The sequence below is a fragment of the Streptomyces sp. NBC_01498 genome (assembly GCF_036327775.1).
Taxonomy (GTDB): domain Bacteria; phylum Actinomycetota; class Actinomycetes; order Streptomycetales; family Streptomycetaceae; genus Streptomyces.
In genome coordinates, this window is the sequence record NZ_CP109598.1 from 6,406,267 (window position 1) to 6,425,094 (window position 18,828).

Consider the following 18,828-nt stretch of genomic DNA (forward strand, 5'->3'; position numbering starts at 1 on the left):
ATGACAGCCAACTGCTTCATCATCGGCGGCACCCGCGTCCTCACCCAGTGCGCCGACCGGCTCCTCGACGCCGGCGTACGGATCGAGGGCGTCTTCAGCGACGACCCCGCCGTCGTGACCTGGGCGGGCACCCATGAGATCCCCGTGTTCGACCCGCACGGCGACCTGTCGGCGACGCTCTCGGCGCAGCCGTTCGACTACCTGTTCAGCATGGTCAACTTCCGGATCCTGCCCGCCGGGATCCTCGACCTGCCGACCACGGCCGCGATCAACTTCCACGACGGGCCGCTGCCCCGCTACTCCGGCAGCCACGTCCCCGCCTGGGCGCTGTACGAGGGCGCGCCCCGGCACGCCGCCACCTGGCACCGGATGACGGAGGCCGTGGACGCCGGCGGTGTGCTGCTGGAACGCTGGTTCCCGGTACGCGACCACTCCACCGCCCTGTCGCTGACGTACGAGACGGCCGAGGTGGGCATCGACCTCTTCGCCGCGCTCGTACCGCACGTCGTGGCGCGCACCCTGCCCGAGCCCGTCGACACGAGCGACCGCGAACGCCGCTTCTACCGGCGGTCCGCGCGCATGGCGTCCGGCGGTGTCATCCACGCCGGCACCTCCGCCGTCGAGGCCGTCCGGCTCGCCAAGGCCCTGGACTACGGCTCCTTCCCGAACCCGCTCGGGGTACCGACCCTCGTCACCGAACAGGGCGCCGTCTTCACCCGTCAGGTCAGGCTGATCCCGCGCGAGGACCCGCGTACCGAGACCACGGTGCTGTCCGTGACCACGTCGGCCATCGTCCTGGCCGCCCCGGACGCCGACCTCGTACTCAGCGACTGCGCCGCCGTCGACGGCAGCGCGCTGAGCGGCCAGGCCGCCGCGCAGCGCCTCGGCATCACCCCGGGCGCGCCGCTGCCCGCCGTGTCCGCCGAGCGGCTGGCCGGCATGGCCGCCGCCCAGAAGACGCTGCGACCCCACGAACCGTGGTGGCGCGCACGGCTGGAGGCGCTGCGCCCCGCCGCCCTGGACACCGCGGACTTCTCCGCCGCCGGGGCCCACTACGGCCGCTACGAGCTGGCCTTCACCCCGGGCTCACGGGAGGAGGCCGTCGCGGTCGTCCGCGCCTTCCTCACCGTCGTGGCCGAGCGCACCGGCGAGCCCGTCTTCGACTTCGCCTGGTCACCGGCGTCCGCGCGGGTCCTCGCGGAGCGGACCCATGGCATCGCGGCCACGCGGTTCCCCGTACGGTTCGACGGCGACACCTCCCGGTCCCTGCGGGACAAACTGGACGAGGCCGCCGCCCGCCAGGGGTACGCGAGCGACCTCGAACTGCGGCTCGGTCTGGCCGGCCGCCCGCTCGGCTCCGACGAACCGAGCTTCACCCGCGTCATGGTGCTGGACCGCGACGCGGGGGAAGAGGCGTCCGCCGAACCGCACACCGAGATCGCGCTGCTGTGCCTGCGGGACGGCGCGCCCACCGTCTTCGTACGCGAGACCGCGATGGCGGAGGCCGAGGCGCTGGAGTTCACCGAGCAGGTCGAGGACCTGGTCCTGACGGCCCTGCTCCACGGCGAGGAGCCGCGTCCCGAGCCCCACCCCGAGCCGGGGACCGATCCTCGGCCCGATTCGCAGTCCGATCCGCAATCCGAGGCGCGGACACCGGAGTCGCTCCCGCAGCAGCCGGACACCACCGACGGCCCGTCGGCGACCGGGACCGTGCTGGACCTGTTCGCGGCCACGGTCGCCGGCCGGCCGGACTCCGTCGCCGTCCGCAGTGGTACCCGCACACTCGACTACGCCGGCCTGGACGCCTGGGCGGACGCCGTCGCCGCCGACCTGCACGACCAGGGCATCGAGTCCGGTTCCGTGGTCGGCGTACTGATGGAGCGGGACCTCCCGCTGCTCCCCGCCATGCTCGGAATCCTGCGGGCCGGGGCGGCCTTCCTGCCGCTGGACCCCGGATACCCCGTGGAACGGCTGAAGCGGTACGCGGAGGTCTCGGGGTGCGACCTGATCCTCACCGACACCCGTACGCACGTCCTCGGTTCGACGCTGGGCGACGCGCGTGGTGTGCCCGCGCCGGACGGCTCCTCGCTGGCCGTGCCGCCCCAGGTCACCTCCTCCGACCTGGCCTATCTGCTCTTCACCAGCGGATCGACCGGCGACCCCAAGGGCGTGGAGATCGAGCACGGCGCGCTGGCCAACTTCCTCACCGGAATCGGCGAACGCCTCGGCGTCTCGCCCGACGACACCGTCCTCGCGCACACCACGGTCGCGTTCGACATCTCCCTGCTGGAGCTGTTCCTCGGACTGACCGTCGGCGCGACGGTCGTTCTCGCCTCGCGCGAGACCGCGGGCGACCCGTCCCTGCTGGCCGCCCTCACCGCCGAGGTCACCGTGGCCCAGGCGACGCCGAGCCTGTGGCGTCTGCTGCTGGGCACCGGCTGGACTCCGCACGCACGGCTCACCGTGCTCTCCGGCGGCGAGGCCCTGCCGCCGGCCACCGCCGAGCGGCTGCACGGACCGGCCCGCGCGCTGTGGAACCTGTACGGCCCGACCGAGGCGACGATCTGGGCCTCGTGCCACCAGGTCACCTCGGTGGGCTCCTTCCTGCCGCTCGGCGAACCCCTCCCGAACATGGAACTCCACGTCCTGAACGAGGAGTTGGCGCCGTGCGCGGCCGGAACAGCTGGCGAGCTGTACCTCTCCGGCGCCGGACTCGCCCGCGGCTACGCCCGCCGGCCGGACCTGACGGATGCCGTCTTCGTCGTCCACCCGGAGACCGGGGTGCGGCTCTACCGGACCGGTGACGAGGTACGGGCGCACACGGACGGCGCGATCGAGTGGCTCGGGCGCCGCGACGCCCAGGTGAAGGTACGCGGCAACCGCATCGAGCCGGCGGAGATCGAACGGGTGCTGGAGACCTTCGACGGCGTCACCGCCGCCGTGGTCGTCGCGGCCCGGTTCGAGGGACGCGGCGAACCGAGGCTCACCGCCTACCTGGTGGGCGACGGTACGGCGACCAAGTCCGGGCTCGACGCGCTGGTCGGCGGCTCCCTGCCCCGCTACATGGTGCCCGACGCCTATGTCGGCCTCGACGCCCTTCCGTTGACCGGCAACGGGAAGGTGGCGCGCGCCGAACTGCCGCCGCCCACACGGGACAACGTCATCCTCTCGGCCGCCGGACCGGCCGAACCGTCCGGACCGGCCGAGGCACCGGCGGAGTCCCCCGCGCCCTCGGGATCGCCGGAGACCATGACGGTGGAGGAACTGGCGGAGTCGATCGCCGGGGTGTTCGCGGCCACGCTGGACCATCCCCGCTTCGACACGCACGCCAACTTCTTCGACCTGGGCGGCGATTCGGCCAACGTCACGTTCGCCGCCGTACAGCTCGGCCGTGAACTGGGCGCCACCGTCACCGCCCCGTCGATCTTCGCCACCGGCACGCCGATGAAGCTGGCCCGGCTGCTGGGCACGGAGGGCGTGGTACGGCTGCTCGCCCCGGAGGCCGAGGACGCCGTCACGGAGCACGCCGTACCCGAGGCCGCTGTCACCGACGGTGCGGCAACCGAGGGTGCGTCGGCCGATCCCGGGACCGAACCCGATACCCGTGCCGCCGAGTTGGCGACTCCGGTCGTCCCGGCCTCCGTGGAATCCGCGCCGGTCACGCGGCCGGCCCCCGCCGGGCCCGCCCGCCCGGCCGACGACGGCGCGCTCGCCGTCATCGGCATGGCCTGCCGGTTCCCCGGCGCCGCCACACCGGACGAGTTCTGGCAGAACCTCGTCGGTGGCGTGTCCAGCGTCCGGGACGCCCCGGACGGCAGACGCGGCTGGGCCCACCTGTGGTCCGACACCGACGCCGTGCCGATGGCCTGGGTGGACGGTGTCGAGTACTTCGACCCCGCCCGCTTCGGACTGACCGACCGCGAAGCCCGCCGTATGGACCCCCTCCAGCGGACCCTGCTGAGCGTGACGGCCGAGGCACTGGAGAGCTGCGGCCACGATCACACCTCCCTCGGCGCCGCCACCGGTGTCTTCGTCGGCGCCATCGCGAGCGACTTCCCGGAGATCGTGGAGCGGAGCATCGGCTACCGCGACCCGCACGTGGCGACGGGCACCGCCGCCTCCATGGTCGCCAACCGGCTGTCCCACGTCTTCGACTGGTCGGGACCGAGCTTCGTCGTCGACACGGCCTGCTCGTCCTCCCTCGTCGCCCTGCACCAGGCGGCCATGCATCTGCGGGCGGGCGACGTGGACGCGGCCGTCGTCGGGGCCGCGAACCTGGTGCTCACCCCGACCAAGACACGCTCCTTCGCCCGGAACGGGATGCTCTCCCCGCAGGGCGTGTGCCGCACCTTCGACGACGCCGCCGACGGCTACGTACGAGGAGAGGGCACCGGCGCCGTCATCCTCAAGCGGCTCGCCGACGCCGTACGGGACGGCGACCCCGTCCTCGCCGTGATCCGGGGCACCGCCGTCAACCACACCGGGGGCAGCGCCGGATTCCTCACCGCGCCCAGCCGGCCGGCCCAGGAGGCCGTACTGCGCAAGGCGCTGGCGGGCTCCGGGCGTACGGCGGCCGACATCGGCTACGTCGAAGCCCACGGCACCGGGACCCAGTTGGGCGACCTCATCGAACTCGAAGCCCTGCACGCCGTCCTGGGCGAGCCGGCCGGCCGGGGGCCGGTCGCGGTGGGTTCGGTCAAGACCAACATCGGCCATCTGGAGCCGGCCGCGGGCATCGCCGGGCTGATCAAGACGATCCTGGCGCTCCAAGCGGGTTACGTTCCGCCGTCGTTGAACTTCAGTACCCCCAACACGTCCTTCGACTTCGACGGTTCGCCCCTGTTCGTCGCCGACCGGCTGCTGCCGTGGGGCCCCGGCCCGCGCGTCGCGGGAATCAGCAGCTTCGGCTTCGGCGGCGCGAACGCCCACGCGGTGATCGAGGCCGGACCCGCCGGCGGCCCGGACGGTACGGAGCCCGGCCCCCGGCTGCTGACCCTCTCCGCCGGATCGGACGACGCGCTGCGCACCCTGGCCAACCGCCTGGTGCTGATGCTGCGTTCCGCGTACTGCCCGTCCCTGGACGAGCTGAGCGAGGCGAGCCGGCGGCGGCCCGCCGCGGCGCACCGGCTGGCCTGCGTCGCGGACTCCGTCGAGCAACTGGAGGACAAGCTGCGGCTGTTCCTCGCCGGGGTCGCGGACATCCGCTCCCTCCATGTGGGGGTGGTGCCCGAGACCGGGGCGGCGACGGGGCCGATCGGTCTCGGACAGGACAGGGAGGCTCTCACCGGGAGCGCCCGCGCGTTCGTCGCGGGGGCAGCCCTGCCCACCGGGCGGAGGCTCCGTCAGGGCGTACGGTTCCCGACCGCGCCGCACACGGAGAAGTACCTCTGGCTGGAACCCGCCGAGGTGCCCGGGGTGCCGGACACGTCCGCGGTGCCCCCGGTGCCGGACGCGCCCACTGTGGCTGCCGTGTCGTCGGGTGACGGTGAGCCCGGCCGTACGACGAGCACATGGACCCGGCACCCGGAGGCCGAGGAACACCTCGTACTCGGCAAACCGACGCTGCCCGGCGCCGGTTACCCCGGCAAGGTGGCCGAGCTCGTCGGCCTGGAGCGGTTCGGTCTGCGGGACCTCACCTTCCGGGCGGCCGTCGAGGCCCCCGCGACCCTCACGGCCGAACGCGACAACGCTTCCATCGCCTTCCGTGACGGCTCCGGCTCCCTCGTCTGCACCGTCGACCTCACCGCCCCCGAGCGGACGACGCTCACCCCGGCGGTCGGCACCGACGGCTTCACCACCGTCGCCCTCGACGCGATGTACGACGCGTTCGAACGTGCCGGACTCAGCTACGGCGCCGGCTTCCGGACCGTGTCCGCGCTGTCCGTGGCGCCGGGGCAGGCGGTGGGTGTGCTGCGCGGGGACGCGCGCACCGACGGCCCGGTGGACGCCCGGCTGCTCGACGGTGCCTTCCAGATCGCGCTCGCCGCGTGCGGCGCGGAAGGACTGTATGTGCCGTTCTCCATCGAGCGGTTCACCGTCCTCGGCCGGCTTCCCGCCGCCGCCCAGGTGTACGCCCGGAGGGACCGGGACACCGGACGGGACTCCGGTCTGCTGACCGCGAGCCTCGTCGTCTTCGACGGCGACGAACCCGTACTGGAAGCGCGCGGGATCACCTGGAAGCGCCTCTCCGACGCGCCGCCGTCGGGGGCCGCGGGAAGTGACACCTGGAAGGGCCACCGCGCCTCGGCGGGTGCGTCACCGACTCCGGCGGCGACCCCGGCGCGCCTGTCCAACGGACACCGTCCCACGCGGGCCCCCGGGCGCCCGGCGACCGGAGGTCTCGACTCGGCCCTGGCCCAATGGGTGGCCGCCGCACTGGAGTTGGACGTCGACGAGCTGGAGACGGACCGGCCGCTCCAGGAGCAGGGGCTCGATTCCATGCTCGCGGTCTCGCTGGCCCAGGACATCCGGGCCAAGCTGGACGTGGACATTCCCGTGACGCTGCTCCTGGAGGTCGGCACCGTCGATCGCCTGGCCGCCGAACTGAGGGACGAGTACGGGGCGACGGCGCCCGCCGGTGCCGACGCGCGGGACACGGGCGGGGCGTCGCCGACCGCCGTGCCCGAGGAGCGCTCCGAGCCGGCCCCGGACCCGATACGGGACCGGATGCCGGACCCCGCTCCGGCGCCCGGCCCGTCTCCGGCCCCGGCTCCGGACCCGTTCCGTGCGACGGTCCAGGCTCCGGCGCCGGTCACGGCTCCGCCTCCGGTCTCGGCCCGCGCGCAGGTGGTCGAGCGCGCCGCCGCCGCGCCGCGTGAGGAGACCGACCGGCACGACATCGCCATCATCGGCTTCGACGGGGTGTTCCCGAACGCCGCGAACACCGACGAGCTGTGGCAGGTCCTGCTGGAGGGCGTGGACTGCCTGAGCGAGGTGCCCGCCTCCCGCTGGGACATCGACTCGTACTACGGCACGGAGGGCAAGCCCGGCACCGTCTACCTCCGGCGCGCCGGGTTCATCGAGGGGCTGACCGACTTCGACGCCGGGTTCTTCCGGCTGTCGCCCGCCGAGGCGGAGTGGATCGACCCCCAGCAGCGTCATCTCGTCCAGTCCGCCTGGCGGGCCCTGGAGGACGCCGGCCAGGCGGGAAGAGCCCCCAGATCCACCGGTGTGTTCGTGGGCGCCAGCTACCAGCACTACCGCGACATGGTCGTCGGGGACGTCGTGCAGACGGCGGCGGGCCTGGGCAACCACAACGCGATCCTGGCCAACCGGGTCAGCTACTTCCTGGATCTCCACGGCCCCAGCATGACGATCGACACCCTGTGTTCGTCGTCCCTGGTGGCGTTGCACACGGCGGTGCGGAGCATCCGCGAGGGCGAGTGCGAACAGGCCGTCGTCGCGGGCGTGCACCTGGCGATGTCACCGCAGTACTTCCAACTGGGCGCACGGCTGCGGTCGTTCTCCCCCACCCAGGCCCTGCGTCCGTTTGATGCGGGGGCGGATGGGTTTGTGCCGGGGGAGGGTGTGGTGTCGGTGGTGGTGAAGTCGTTGGGTGCGGCGTTGCGTGATGGTGATCGGGTGCGGGGTGTGGTGCGGGGGAGTGCGGTGAATCACGGGGGTCGTACGAGTGGGTTGACGGTGCCGAGCAGTGGGGCGCAGCAGGAGGTGGTGTTGGCGGCTTTGGGGGACGCGGGGGTGTCGGTGGAGTCGATTGGTCTGGTGGAGGCGCATGGGACGGGGACGAGTCTGGGTGATCCGATTGAGGTGGAGGGTCTGAGTCGTGCGTGGGGTGGGGTGGGTTCGGGTGGTTCGCAGTTTTGTGCGCTGGGTTCGTTGAAGGGGAATGTGGGGCATTTGGAGCCGGCCGCGGGGTTGGCCGGGTTGGTGAAGGTGTTGTTGGCGATGGAGCGGGGTGTGGTGCCTCCGTCGTTGCATGTGGTGCGGCCGAATGACCATATTCGGTTCGAGGAGACGCCGTTCTATCTGGCGGATCGTGCGGTGGAGTGGCCTCGTGCGGGTGGTGAGCCTCGGCGTGCTGCGGTGAGTGCGTTCGGGATGGGTGGGGTGAACGCGCATGTGATCGTGGAGGAAGCCCCGGCTCGGGAGGAACGCGAGCCGTCGGTGCAGGACTCGTATGTGGTGCGGGTCAGTGCGGCGGACGAGACCGCACTCCGCGCCCTCGCCGACGGCTATGCCGAAGCTCTGATCGACACATCGGAGGAAAAGCTCGGGGACTTCGTTTTCACCGCGAACACCGGCCGGGCTTCGCACCGTTACGGAGTGGCGGTGCAAGGCGCCGATTCCCGTGAACTCGCCGCCGGGCTGAAGAATGTCGCGACCGGTGAGGGACTCTTCTCCCGCAAGGGCGGAAAAGCGCGGCCTTCGGTATTCATGTTCACGGGTCAGGGTTCGCAGTACGTGGGGATGGGCCGTGGGTTGTACGCGGCGGAGCCGGTGTTCCGGGCGGCGCTGGACGAGTGTGCGGAGTTGCTGGGGGGTCAGGCTGAAGTGCCCCTGCGTGAGCTGCTGTTCGGTGAGGACACCGGGCGGCTGGGGCGGACGGCGTACGCGCAGCCGGCGATCGTGAGCGTGCAGGTGGCTCTGGTGCGGTGGCTGGAGTCGGTCGGGGTGCGGCCCGATGTGGTGGTGGGTCACAGCCTGGGTGAGCTGACGGCGGCCTGGGCGGCGGGAGTCATGGATCTCGGGGACCTGCTCGAACTGACCGCGCTGCGCGGCCGGTTGATGGAGTCCCAGCCGGACGACGGCGCGATGGCGGTGGTCCACGCGGACGCGGACACCGCCCTGCCGGCGGTGGCTCGTTTCCCCGGCGTCGAGATCGCGGCGTTCAACGCGCCCCGGTCGGTCACGGTGTCGGGTCCGGTGGACGCCATCGACGCGTTCTGCCGCGACTCGGGGTTGCGGACCCAGCGGCTGGCGGTGAGCCACGCGTTCCACTCGGCGTCCATGGAGGGCGCCGTGACGCCGTTCGCCGACGCGGTCGCCCAACTGGCCCTGTCCGCACCGGACATCGGGTTCGCGTCGACCGTGACCGGCAACTGGTACGCGCCCGAGGTGGGTTCCGCTCCAGCTCTGTGGGGTCGCGGGATCCGTGAACCGGTGCGTTTCTCGCAGGCACTGGAAGCGGTCGCGGAGACCGGTCCCGGCGTGGTGTGGGAGATCGGCGCGCACCCCCAGCTCACGTCGCTCGCGAAAGCCTCGTGGGGTACGGAACAGCCCGCGTGGGTCAGCACGTTGCGGCGGGACCGTTCCGACCAGGCGCAACTGCACAAGGCGGTGGCCGAGCACTACAACCACACCCGTACCGAGCTGGACTGGGCCGGGCTCCACGAGGGCAAGGGGCGGCGCACCGTCACCATCCCGACCTACCCGTTCAACAGGCAGGAGCTGTCCGCACCGCCCGTACGCCGCGCCACCGGGACGACGGCGAGCACCCTGAGTCACCCGCTGTTCGACCGTCACTACGAGTACGGGAACGAGGGACAGTGACGTACCCCGGCGAGACCTACGAGAAGACGTTCACGGGCCAGGAGCCCTTCATCGCCCAGCACCGCTCCGCGGGGACCGGGCTGCTGCCCGCAGCGGTGCAGCTGGAGATGGCGATGGTGGCGATCGCCAGGCGGCGGCCGTTCACCCCGCTGGAACTCACCGATGTGACCTTCCTGCGCCCCCTCACCGTCGCCGACGGCGCGGCGGCTCCCGTCCGGCTCGACGTGTCCTTCGGCCCGCCGGCCCGCTTCGAGCTGAGCACCGTGGTCGCCGGCGAACGCAAGCCGCTGTCCACCGGCACCGGCCGACTGCTCCCGGACACCGTCCAGGCCCCGCCCGCCGCAACCGGCCGTCCGACGACGGGTGCGCGGACGCTGACGCCGGAGCGGCTGTACACGAGCTGGGCGCGGGAGGGCCTGGAGTACGGTCCCGACTTCCGTACCGTCGGCGAACTCGCCGTCACGCAGGGCGGCGTGGCCCGCGCCACCCTGCGGTCCGGCGCCGAGCCCATGCCCTGGTACGCCCATCCGCTGCTGGTGGACGGCGTGTTCCAGGTCGTCAGCTGCGCGCTTCAGGACCTCACGGGGGAGGCCGGCCCGTATCCCATGCTGCCGATCGGCCTCGCCCGCCTCGCGGTCCTCGCCGATCTCTCGGCCCTGTCGGCCGGTGCCACCGTCCTGGTGCGCCGGACCGGGGTCGACGGGGCGTACGCGACCGCCGACGCCCAGCTGCTGGGGCCGTCGGACGAGGTCGTCGCGGAGTTCGAGGGGCTGCGGATGCGCCGTACGGCCGCCGTGTCCCGGCCGGCGGCCACCCCGGCCCCGCCGAGAGCGGCCACGCTGCCCATCTCCCGGATCGACTGGCGGCCCGCGCCGGCGACCGGCGAGCGGCACGACCCCGCGACGGGGACCTGGGTGGTGCTGCACCACGGCGCTACGGGCGGCCTGGGCGAGCGCACCGCCCGGCGACTGCGCGCCGAGGGAGCCCGCGTGGTGGAGGTCGGCACCGGAGCGCCCGGGGCGACCGCGCCCGACCGCGACCGGCGGGTGCTCGCACGGCCGGACGAGCAGGCGTTCCGGCAGCTCTGGGAGGAGATCGGGGAACCGGTCACGGGTGTCGTGCACCTGTGGAACGCCGAGGACGCGCCCGCCGGCGAGCCGGGCGAGGAGACGGAACTCCGCCTCGGTCTGTACGGCTGCCTCGCGGCCCTGCGCACCCTCGGCGAACGGCAGCGCACGTCCCGCTTCCACGTGGTGACCACCAACGGGCAGCCGGTCGCGCACGGCGACCGGCCGGTGCCCGCGCGCGGCGCCCTGTGGGGCTTCGTCCGCACCGCCGCCATCGAGTACCCGGGCCTGCGCCCTCGCCTCCTCGACCTCGACGGGCCCTCCGACGACGCGCTCCGCGCCCTGCTGGCCGAACTCGGCGACACGGGCGGTCCCACCGAGGTCGGCCACCGGCGGGGAGTCCGCCACGTACCCGTACGGGTACGCGACCGGTCCGCGTACGCCGCGCCCCACGGCGCCAAGGGCCCCATCAGACAGGGCGGCCGCTATCTCGTCCTCGGGGGGCACGGCGGGCTGGGCCTGGAGGTCGCCGACCGGTTCGCGCGGGAGGGCGCCGGGGTCGTCGCGCTGGTCAGCCGTTCCGGAGCGGCCGGTGCCGACCACGAACGGACGGCCGCGATCGGCGCGCGCGGGTGCGAGGTCGTTTCCTACGGCGTGGACGTGACCGCTCCCGGTGCCCTGACCGCCCTGGTGGAGGGTTTCCGCGCGGAGTTCGGTGAGCTGCACGGCGTGGTCCACGCCGCCGGCACGCTCAGGGACGGGCTGATCCGCAGCGCCACCGTCGGCGACATCGAGGCGGTGATGCGGCCGAAGGCCGACGGCGTCAGGGAACTGGCCGCCGCGGTGGCCGGGCACGACCTGGACTTCGCCGTGCTGTTCGCGTCGGTCTCCGGCACGTTCGGCAACCTCGGCCAGGGCGGATACGCGGCGGCCAACGCCTACCTCGACGCTTTCGCGCACGCGCACGGAACGCCGTGGCTGAGCGTCGCCTGGGGCCTGTGGGGCGAGGTGGGCATGGGCACGGCTGTCGCGGAACAACTGCGGAAGCGCGGAGTCCGGCCGCTGGACACCGCGGAGGGCCTGGACGCGCTGATCGCCCTCCTGGGTGCGGAGGAAGGCCCCCGTCAGGTGGTCGTCGCCCACCCGGACGCCGGTGACGTGGTGATCGAGATCGAGGCCCCGGGTGCGGTGGACGGGGCATCCTCCGGCGTACCCGCCGAGGAGCCCGACGCCGGACACGAGGCCGTCGAAGTCGGCGCCGAGGGAGCGGGGGAGCGCGTCGGGGACGCCCTGGAACGATTCCTGGCGGAGCGGCTGGGCGTCACGTCCTTCGACCGCGACACCGCCCTCTCGGACTACGGCATGAGCTCCATCATGAGCGTCGAACTGTCGGAGGAGCTGTCCCGCAGGTGGGGCATCCAGCTTCCGGCGACGCTCTTCCTGGAGTACGGCGAATTCTCCGAGCTGGTCGAGGCCCTGACCGGCCGGTACGGCGCGGCCGTCGCGGTCGCGCCACCGGAGGGCGCCGGGTCGGGGAATGCCGGGCCGGTGACCGGTGAGGTCGGTGGGACGGCCGCGCCCGTCAATTCGGCAGAGCCCGCTGGGACAGCTGAGTCCGTCCCCGCCGCCTCGCCGAACGACTCCCACGGCTCGGACGACCCCGACCACCCGGAGGACCCAGGCCGTAGGCGGCACCACCCGGCCACCGGCCGCGACGCGGACGTGGCGATCGTCGCCGTGTCCGGCGATCTCCCGGGCGCGGCCGGCGGCGTGACGGAGCTGTGGCCCCTGCTCCGCTCCGGCGGTCACGCGTTCACCGAGATACCGGCCGAACGCTGGGACATCGACGCCCACTTCGAGCAGCGCGGCCCCGGCATGACCGGCACCTACTGCCGTACCGGCGCCTTCGTCACCGGAGTCGACCGCTTCGACCCGGCCTTCTTCGGCATCTCCGTACGCGAGGCCGAAGACATGGACGTCCAGCAGAAGTTGCTCCTGGAACACGCCTGGACGGTACGGGACGACAGCGGTCTCGCCGGCCGCCGCGACATCGGCGTCTTCGTCGGCGCCACCTACACGCACCACCGCGACACACAGGGACTTGAGACCGTCGGACCGCACACCGCGCTCGGCTCCATGAACGCGGTGCTGGCCAACCGGATCTCGTACGCGCTGGATCTCACCGGCCCTTCGCAGACCGTCGACACCCTCTGCTCGTCGTCCCTCGTCGCCGTCCAGCAGGCGGTCGCCGCGCTGCGCGCGGGACACTGCGGCGCCGCGATCGTCGCGGCCTGCCAGGTCGGTCTGACTCCCTGGTACTACCGCAGCCTCAGCCAGCTCGGCGCCCTGTCCCACACCCGGCCCCGGCCCTTCGACGAGCGGGCCGACGGGTTCCTGCCCGGCGAGGGCACGCTGGCCATGATGCTGAAGCCGCTCGCCGACGCCGAACGGGACGGCGACCTGATCTGGGGTGTCATCCGCGGTACGGCCGTCAACCACGGGGGCCGTGGCAGCGCACTGCCGGTGCCGCGCAGCGAGGCCCAGGCCGCCGTCGTCCGGGCGGCACTGGACGACGCGGGACTGGCCCCGGCCGACGTCTCCCTGATCGAGACGCACGGTACGGCGACCCGGCTCGGCGACCCGATCGAGATCGCCGCGCTGACCGAGGTGTTCGGCGGTGACCCGGGGCGCGCCGAGCCGTGCCACCTCGGCACCGTGAAGGGCAACATCGGACACCTGGAGCCCGCGGCCGGACTCGCCGGACTGCTGAAGGTACTGCTGTGCCTGCGGCACGGCGAGATCCCGCCCGTCGCCGGTTTCGAGACCCCCAGCAGCCATCTGGACCTGTCCGCCGGGCCGTTCGTGATCCCCGTCGAGCCAGGACCCTGGACCTCGGACGGGCCGCGCCGGGCGGGCATCAGCTCCTTCGGCATGGGCGGGACGAACGCGCACATCGTCGTGGAGGAGTACACCGGGCCGCCCCGGAACGAGCCCTCCCGGGACAGCCGTACGGCCACCGCCCCCGGACCGGACGAGCACCTGCTGGTCCTGTCGGCGCACACCCCCGAGGCCCTGACCCGGCGCCTGGCGGACGTCCGCTCACTGGTGACGCAGGGGCAGCACGCGGAAAGCCTCGGCGCTCTGTGCCGTTCCAGCGCCGTCGGACGCGACCACCAGGCGTACCGGGTGGCGGTTCTGGGAGCCACGGCCGACGAGCTGAGCGCCGGGCTCGCCACCGCGATACGCCTGGCGGACCGGGCCCCGGGCACCGTCCTGCGCGGTGGAACGGTGCTGGACGCCGCGTCGACCGGGCTCAGCGGCCCCGCCTTCCGCTACGCCGGCGGCGGCACCGTCGACTGGGCCCCGGTGCACCCCGGGGTGCCGGCGCACCGAACCGCCCTCCCGCCCTATCCGTTCGGCCCGCGACCCGAGGCGGAGGGAACGGAACCGGCGGTGGGGGTCGCCGCCCCGACCGCAGCCGACACGGCCGACGTCGTACGGCGGCTCTCGCGTGCCCACCATGTCCTGGGGGAGGAGACCGTCCCCGGCGCGCTGCCGGTCGCGCTCGGTCTCCTGACGAGCCGTGCGCTGCGGCAGATCACCTTCACCGGCCGGGGGACCGGCGACCATCCCCTCACCAGCGATCTGGACGACCCCGCCCGTACCGGACCGGCCACCTTCCGGCACGCCGGGCGGGTCATCGCCCGGCTCACCCCCGCCGAGGCCCCGGCCACGCCGCCCGCCCCGGTGGACCTCCACCACCTGCGGGCCGTCCTCGACCGGACACTGGAACCGGCCGGTCTCTACGCCTGGTTCGCGGCGAAGGGCATGGAGTTCACCGCGCCGCTGCGGTCCGTGGCCGAGGTCCACTACGGGCCCGACCGGGTGCTCGTACGGCTCGACCTGCCCGGCGGCAGCACCCTGGAGGCCGCGACGGTCGCGCTCGACGCAGCCCTCCAGTCCATGGCCGTCCTCACGCTGGCGGACGCCTCGGCACCGTCGGCCACCTATCTGCCGGTCTCCATCGGCCGGGCGGTGCGCTGGGCCGACACGGCACAGGCGGCGTTCGTCCTGCTCGAAGGCGCCGAACCCGACAGCGACGGCACGCGGCGCGGCGACGCGTCCCTCCTCGCCGCCGACGGACGGGTACTGCTCCGGCTCGACGGCATCGAGTACCGGACCGTCACCGGGAACGACACCCCACGGCCCGCACCCGCGCCCGCCCGCCGCGCTCCGCAGGCCGCCGCGGCGGAGGCCGCGATCGTCGCCGTGGTACGGGACGTCCTCCACGACCCCCGCGTCATGGCGACGACCTCCCTGTCGACGGTGGGACTCGACTCGATGCTCGCGACCGCCGTGGCGGCCGACATCGAGGCGGCGTACGGGGTGAGCCTGAGCCCCACGGACGTCCTGGACGCAGCCGACTGCCGTGCTCTCGCCGCACATGTCGCCGAACTGGCAGACGACGGCGTGTTCGCCGCCCCGCCCACCGACAACACCGCGTTCGCCCCGCCCACGGACAACGCCGCGTTCGCCCCGCCCGCGCGGGACGAGCGGGCCGCGCCGTCCAAGGGCGACGACCGGCCTCCGGCCGAACCGGCCGTGAACGACCAGGACATCGCCGTCATCGGACTGGCCCTGGCGCTCCCCGGCGCCCCCGACGCCGAACGGTTCTGGTCGCTGCTCGCCGGCGCGGGCGAGGAGATCCGACCGGCTCCCGCCCACCGCTGGGGCCGGTACGCCGACGCGGACGAACCCGACGTCGGCGGATTCCTCGACAACGTCGAGGAGTTCGACGCCCGGTTCTTCGACTTCTTCCCCAAGCAGGCCGAAGTTCTCGACCCCCAGGCCCGCTGGCTGCTCCGCACGACCTGGGAGGCGCTGGAGGACGCCGGGCTTCCGCCGCGTCAACTGTCCCCGTCCACCGGTGTGTTCGTCGGTGCCAGCTACCAGCACTACAAGGACTACAACATCGAGCCGGAGCTGGACGCACCCAGCGGCCTGGGCAACCACAACGCCTTCCTGGCCAACCGGGTGAGCTACTTCCTGGATCTGCGCGGGCCGAGCATGACGATCGACACCCTGTGTTCGTCGTCCTTGGTCGCGTTGCACACGGCGGTGCGGAGCATCCGTGACGGCGAGTGCGAACAGGCCGTCGTCGCCGGTGTCCGGGTCGCACTGTCCCCGTTGCACTACGTCGCGATGAAGAACCTTCGCGCACTCTCACCCTCCGGCGCGTCCCGTCCGTTTGATGCGGGGGCGGATGGGTTTGTGCCGGGGGAGGGTGTGGTGTCGGTGGTGGTGAAGTCGTTGGGTGCGGCGTTGCGTGATGGTGATCGGGTGCGGGGTGTGGTGCGGGGGAGTGCGGTGAATCACGGGGGTCGTACGAGTGGGTTGACGGTGCCGAGCAGTGGGGCGCAGCAGGAGGTGGTGTTGGCGGCTTTGGGGGATGCGGGGGTGTCGGTGGAGTCGATTGGTCTGGTGGAGGCGCATGGGACGGGGACGAGTCTGGGTGATCCGATTGAGGTGGAGGGGTTGTCCCGTGCGTGGGGTGGGGTGGGTTCGGGTGGTTCGCAGTTTTGTGCGCTGGGTTCGTTGAAGGGGAATGTGGGGCATTTGGAGCCGGCTGCGGGGTTGGCCGGGTTGGTGAAGGTGTTGTTGGCGATGGAGCGGGGTGTGGTGCCTCCGTCGTTGCATGTGGTGCGGCCGAATGACCATATTCGGTTCGAGGAGACGCCGTTCTATCTGGCGGACCGTGCGGTGGAGTGGCCTCGTGCGGGTGGTGAGCCTCGGCGTGCTGCGGTGAGTGCGTTCGGTATGGGCGGGGTGAACGCGCATGTGATCGTGGAGGAAGCCCCGGCCCGGGAAGAACGCGAGCCGTCGGTGCAGGACTCGTATGTGATGCGGGTGAGTGCGGCGGACGAGACCGCACTCCGCGCCCTCGCCGGCTCGTACGCGGACCGGTTCGACACGGCCCGCGACGACTGGGAGACCGCCGACCTCTGCCACACCGCGAACACCGGCCGTTCCCCGATGGAGTTCCAGTCCGCGGTGCACGGCCGCACGGCCGCCGACCTCGCCGCCGAGCTCCGCTCCGTCGCCGACGGCCGTGTCCGGGTCGCTCGGGTCGACATCGACCTGACCGCCGAAGAGGCCGCGCGCCGCGCCGGGACCAGTGCCGACACTCTCCGGCCCGCCGACATCGTGGAGTTGGTCAGGGAGGGCTACGCCCACATCGACTGGGCCTCGCTCTCCGCCACGGGTGCCCGCGTCACGAACCTGCCCACCTATGCCTTCGCGCGGGGCTCGTACTGGCGCACCGTCGACCCCACGGTCACCCCGGCCCCGGCAGCGGCGAACGGCGCGCCGGAACGCGTACCGGCGGCGGCTGACAGTGCGGCGGCGGTACGCGTCGAGTGGCGTGCCCGCGAACTGGCGCCCCCGCTCGTCGGCGTCCCGGCAACCGTGCGCGTGGTCGCCGCCGACCCCGAGATCGGGTGGGCGCTGACAAGGGCCCTCCGGGACCGCAACGCCATCGTCGTGGAGCCCGGCCGGCCCGCGGACACGACCGTCGTGGTCGGCAACCCGGGCAGCAGCCGGGGACCGGACGACCGGGCCGTCGAACTGAGCGCCTTCTGGGCCGAATTGGGCAGTCTGATGACGTCCCTGCCCGCGCACGGGAAGCTGCTCTGGGCCGGATTCCACGGTGTGGCCGTACACCCCGGCGAACGCGGCGCCCTGTCCCCGGAGGCGGCGGCCATGGCCGCCGCCGTACGGGCCGCCGGGGCGGAGAACCGTAAGCCCACCGCGGTCGTCCACCTGGACCCGGCCGACTCCGCCGAGGTGCGGGCCGCCTGTCTCGTGGCCGAGTACGCCGCCCTGAGCGCCGGACCGGTGGCCGGGGACGACGCGGGCACGGTGGTCGCCGCGTACCGGCAGGGCGTCCGGTACGTCCCGGAACGGGTGCCCGCGCCAGCCGGACCGTCGTACACCCTGCCCTCCTCCGGGTACTACCTGGTCACCGGCGGACTGGGCGCCGTCGGAGCGCGGCTGGCCGAGCGGCTGATCGAGCGGGGTGCCCGGCACATCGGCATCGTCGGCCGGTCGGTCGTCGATGCCGAGACCTCCGCTCCCCTGCGGGCGCTGGCGGCGCGCGCCGAGGTCGGGTACCTGGCCTGCGACGTGTCCGACCCGGCTGCGCTCGCCGACGCGGCCGGGGAGTTCGCCCGCCGCTGGGGCCGGCTGGTCGGAGTCGTGCACTCCTCCGGCGGAGTCAACCCGTTCGGGGCGATGCACCGCCGGGCCTGGGACGACGCCCGGAAGGTGCTCGCCCCCAAGATCCCCGGCTCGCTGAACGTCGTACGGCTGGCGAGGGACCAGGGCGCCGACTTCGCCGTCCTGGTGTCCTCGATCGCCGGTACGCAGGCGTCGGCCGGCCGGGGCCTGGTCGACTACAGCCTCGCCAACGCCTACCAACTCGCCCTCGCCGAGCGGGAGAACGACATCGGCACCACGGTCACCGCGCACGCGTGGCCGAACTGGACGGGCATCGGCATGAAGGCGGACGCGTCCTTCTCCGCCGCGCACTCGGTCGGCGCCGAGCAGGCACTGGACGCCTTCGCCGACCATCTGCGGTCGGGCGGAGCCGTGATCTTCCCGGGAAGCACGTCCGCCGCCCGCCCGGAGACCACCCCGTCCGCCGAGCCCGCCCGCACCGACGGATCCATCCACACCGACGGATCCATCCACACCAACGGGTTCACCGGGTCCGGGCCTGCGGCGGTGCCGGCCGAACCACCCGGGCTTCCCGTGGGCGCGCCCAACGGGCAGCAGGTCGCGGGGATGCGCGCACGGGTCAGGGACGCCTTCGTCCACGTCCTCGGAGAGGACCCGGGGGACCGCCCGCTCCCGTCCCTCGGGCTGGACTCCCTCGTGATCGCCGAGCTGACCACGGCCCTGGAGCAGCGCAGCGGACTGATCGTCGATCCGTCGCTGCTGATGCGGGCGCGCACCGCCGACGAGATCGCCGCGCGGCTCGCCGCCGACGAGGCGCCGGCCGCACACCGTCCGCCCACCCCGCCCCACGAATCCGCCCCCGTCCCGGCGCCCGTACCCGCCCCGAACGGCGTGTCCGTACCCACCTCCGCCCTGAGTGCCCTGCTGCGTCCGCTGCTCGCGCACGACGGACCGCGCGGACGGGGACAGGCATGACCGGGGCGGGGACAGACATGACCGGCGAGGGAACAGGCAC

Annotated in this window: 2 protein-coding genes; both read left to right on the forward strand. The window is 73.2% G+C overall.

Going from position 1 to position 18,828, the window contains the following annotated elements; genetic code table 11:
- Positions 1-9,510, forward strand: coding sequence for an amino acid adenylation domain-containing protein (locus tag OG875_RS27375; protein ID WP_330176887.1), 9,510 nt, complete (start codon positions 1-3; stop codon positions 9,508-9,510).
- Positions 9,507-18,788, forward strand: a complete 9,282-nt coding sequence (locus OG875_RS27380; RefSeq protein WP_330176888.1) for an SDR family NAD(P)-dependent oxidoreductase — start codon at positions 9,507-9,509, stop codon at positions 18,786-18,788. The genes OG875_RS27375 and OG875_RS27380 overlap by 4 nt, the downstream gene beginning before the upstream one ends.
- Positions 18,789-18,828 lie beyond the last annotated feature (40 nt).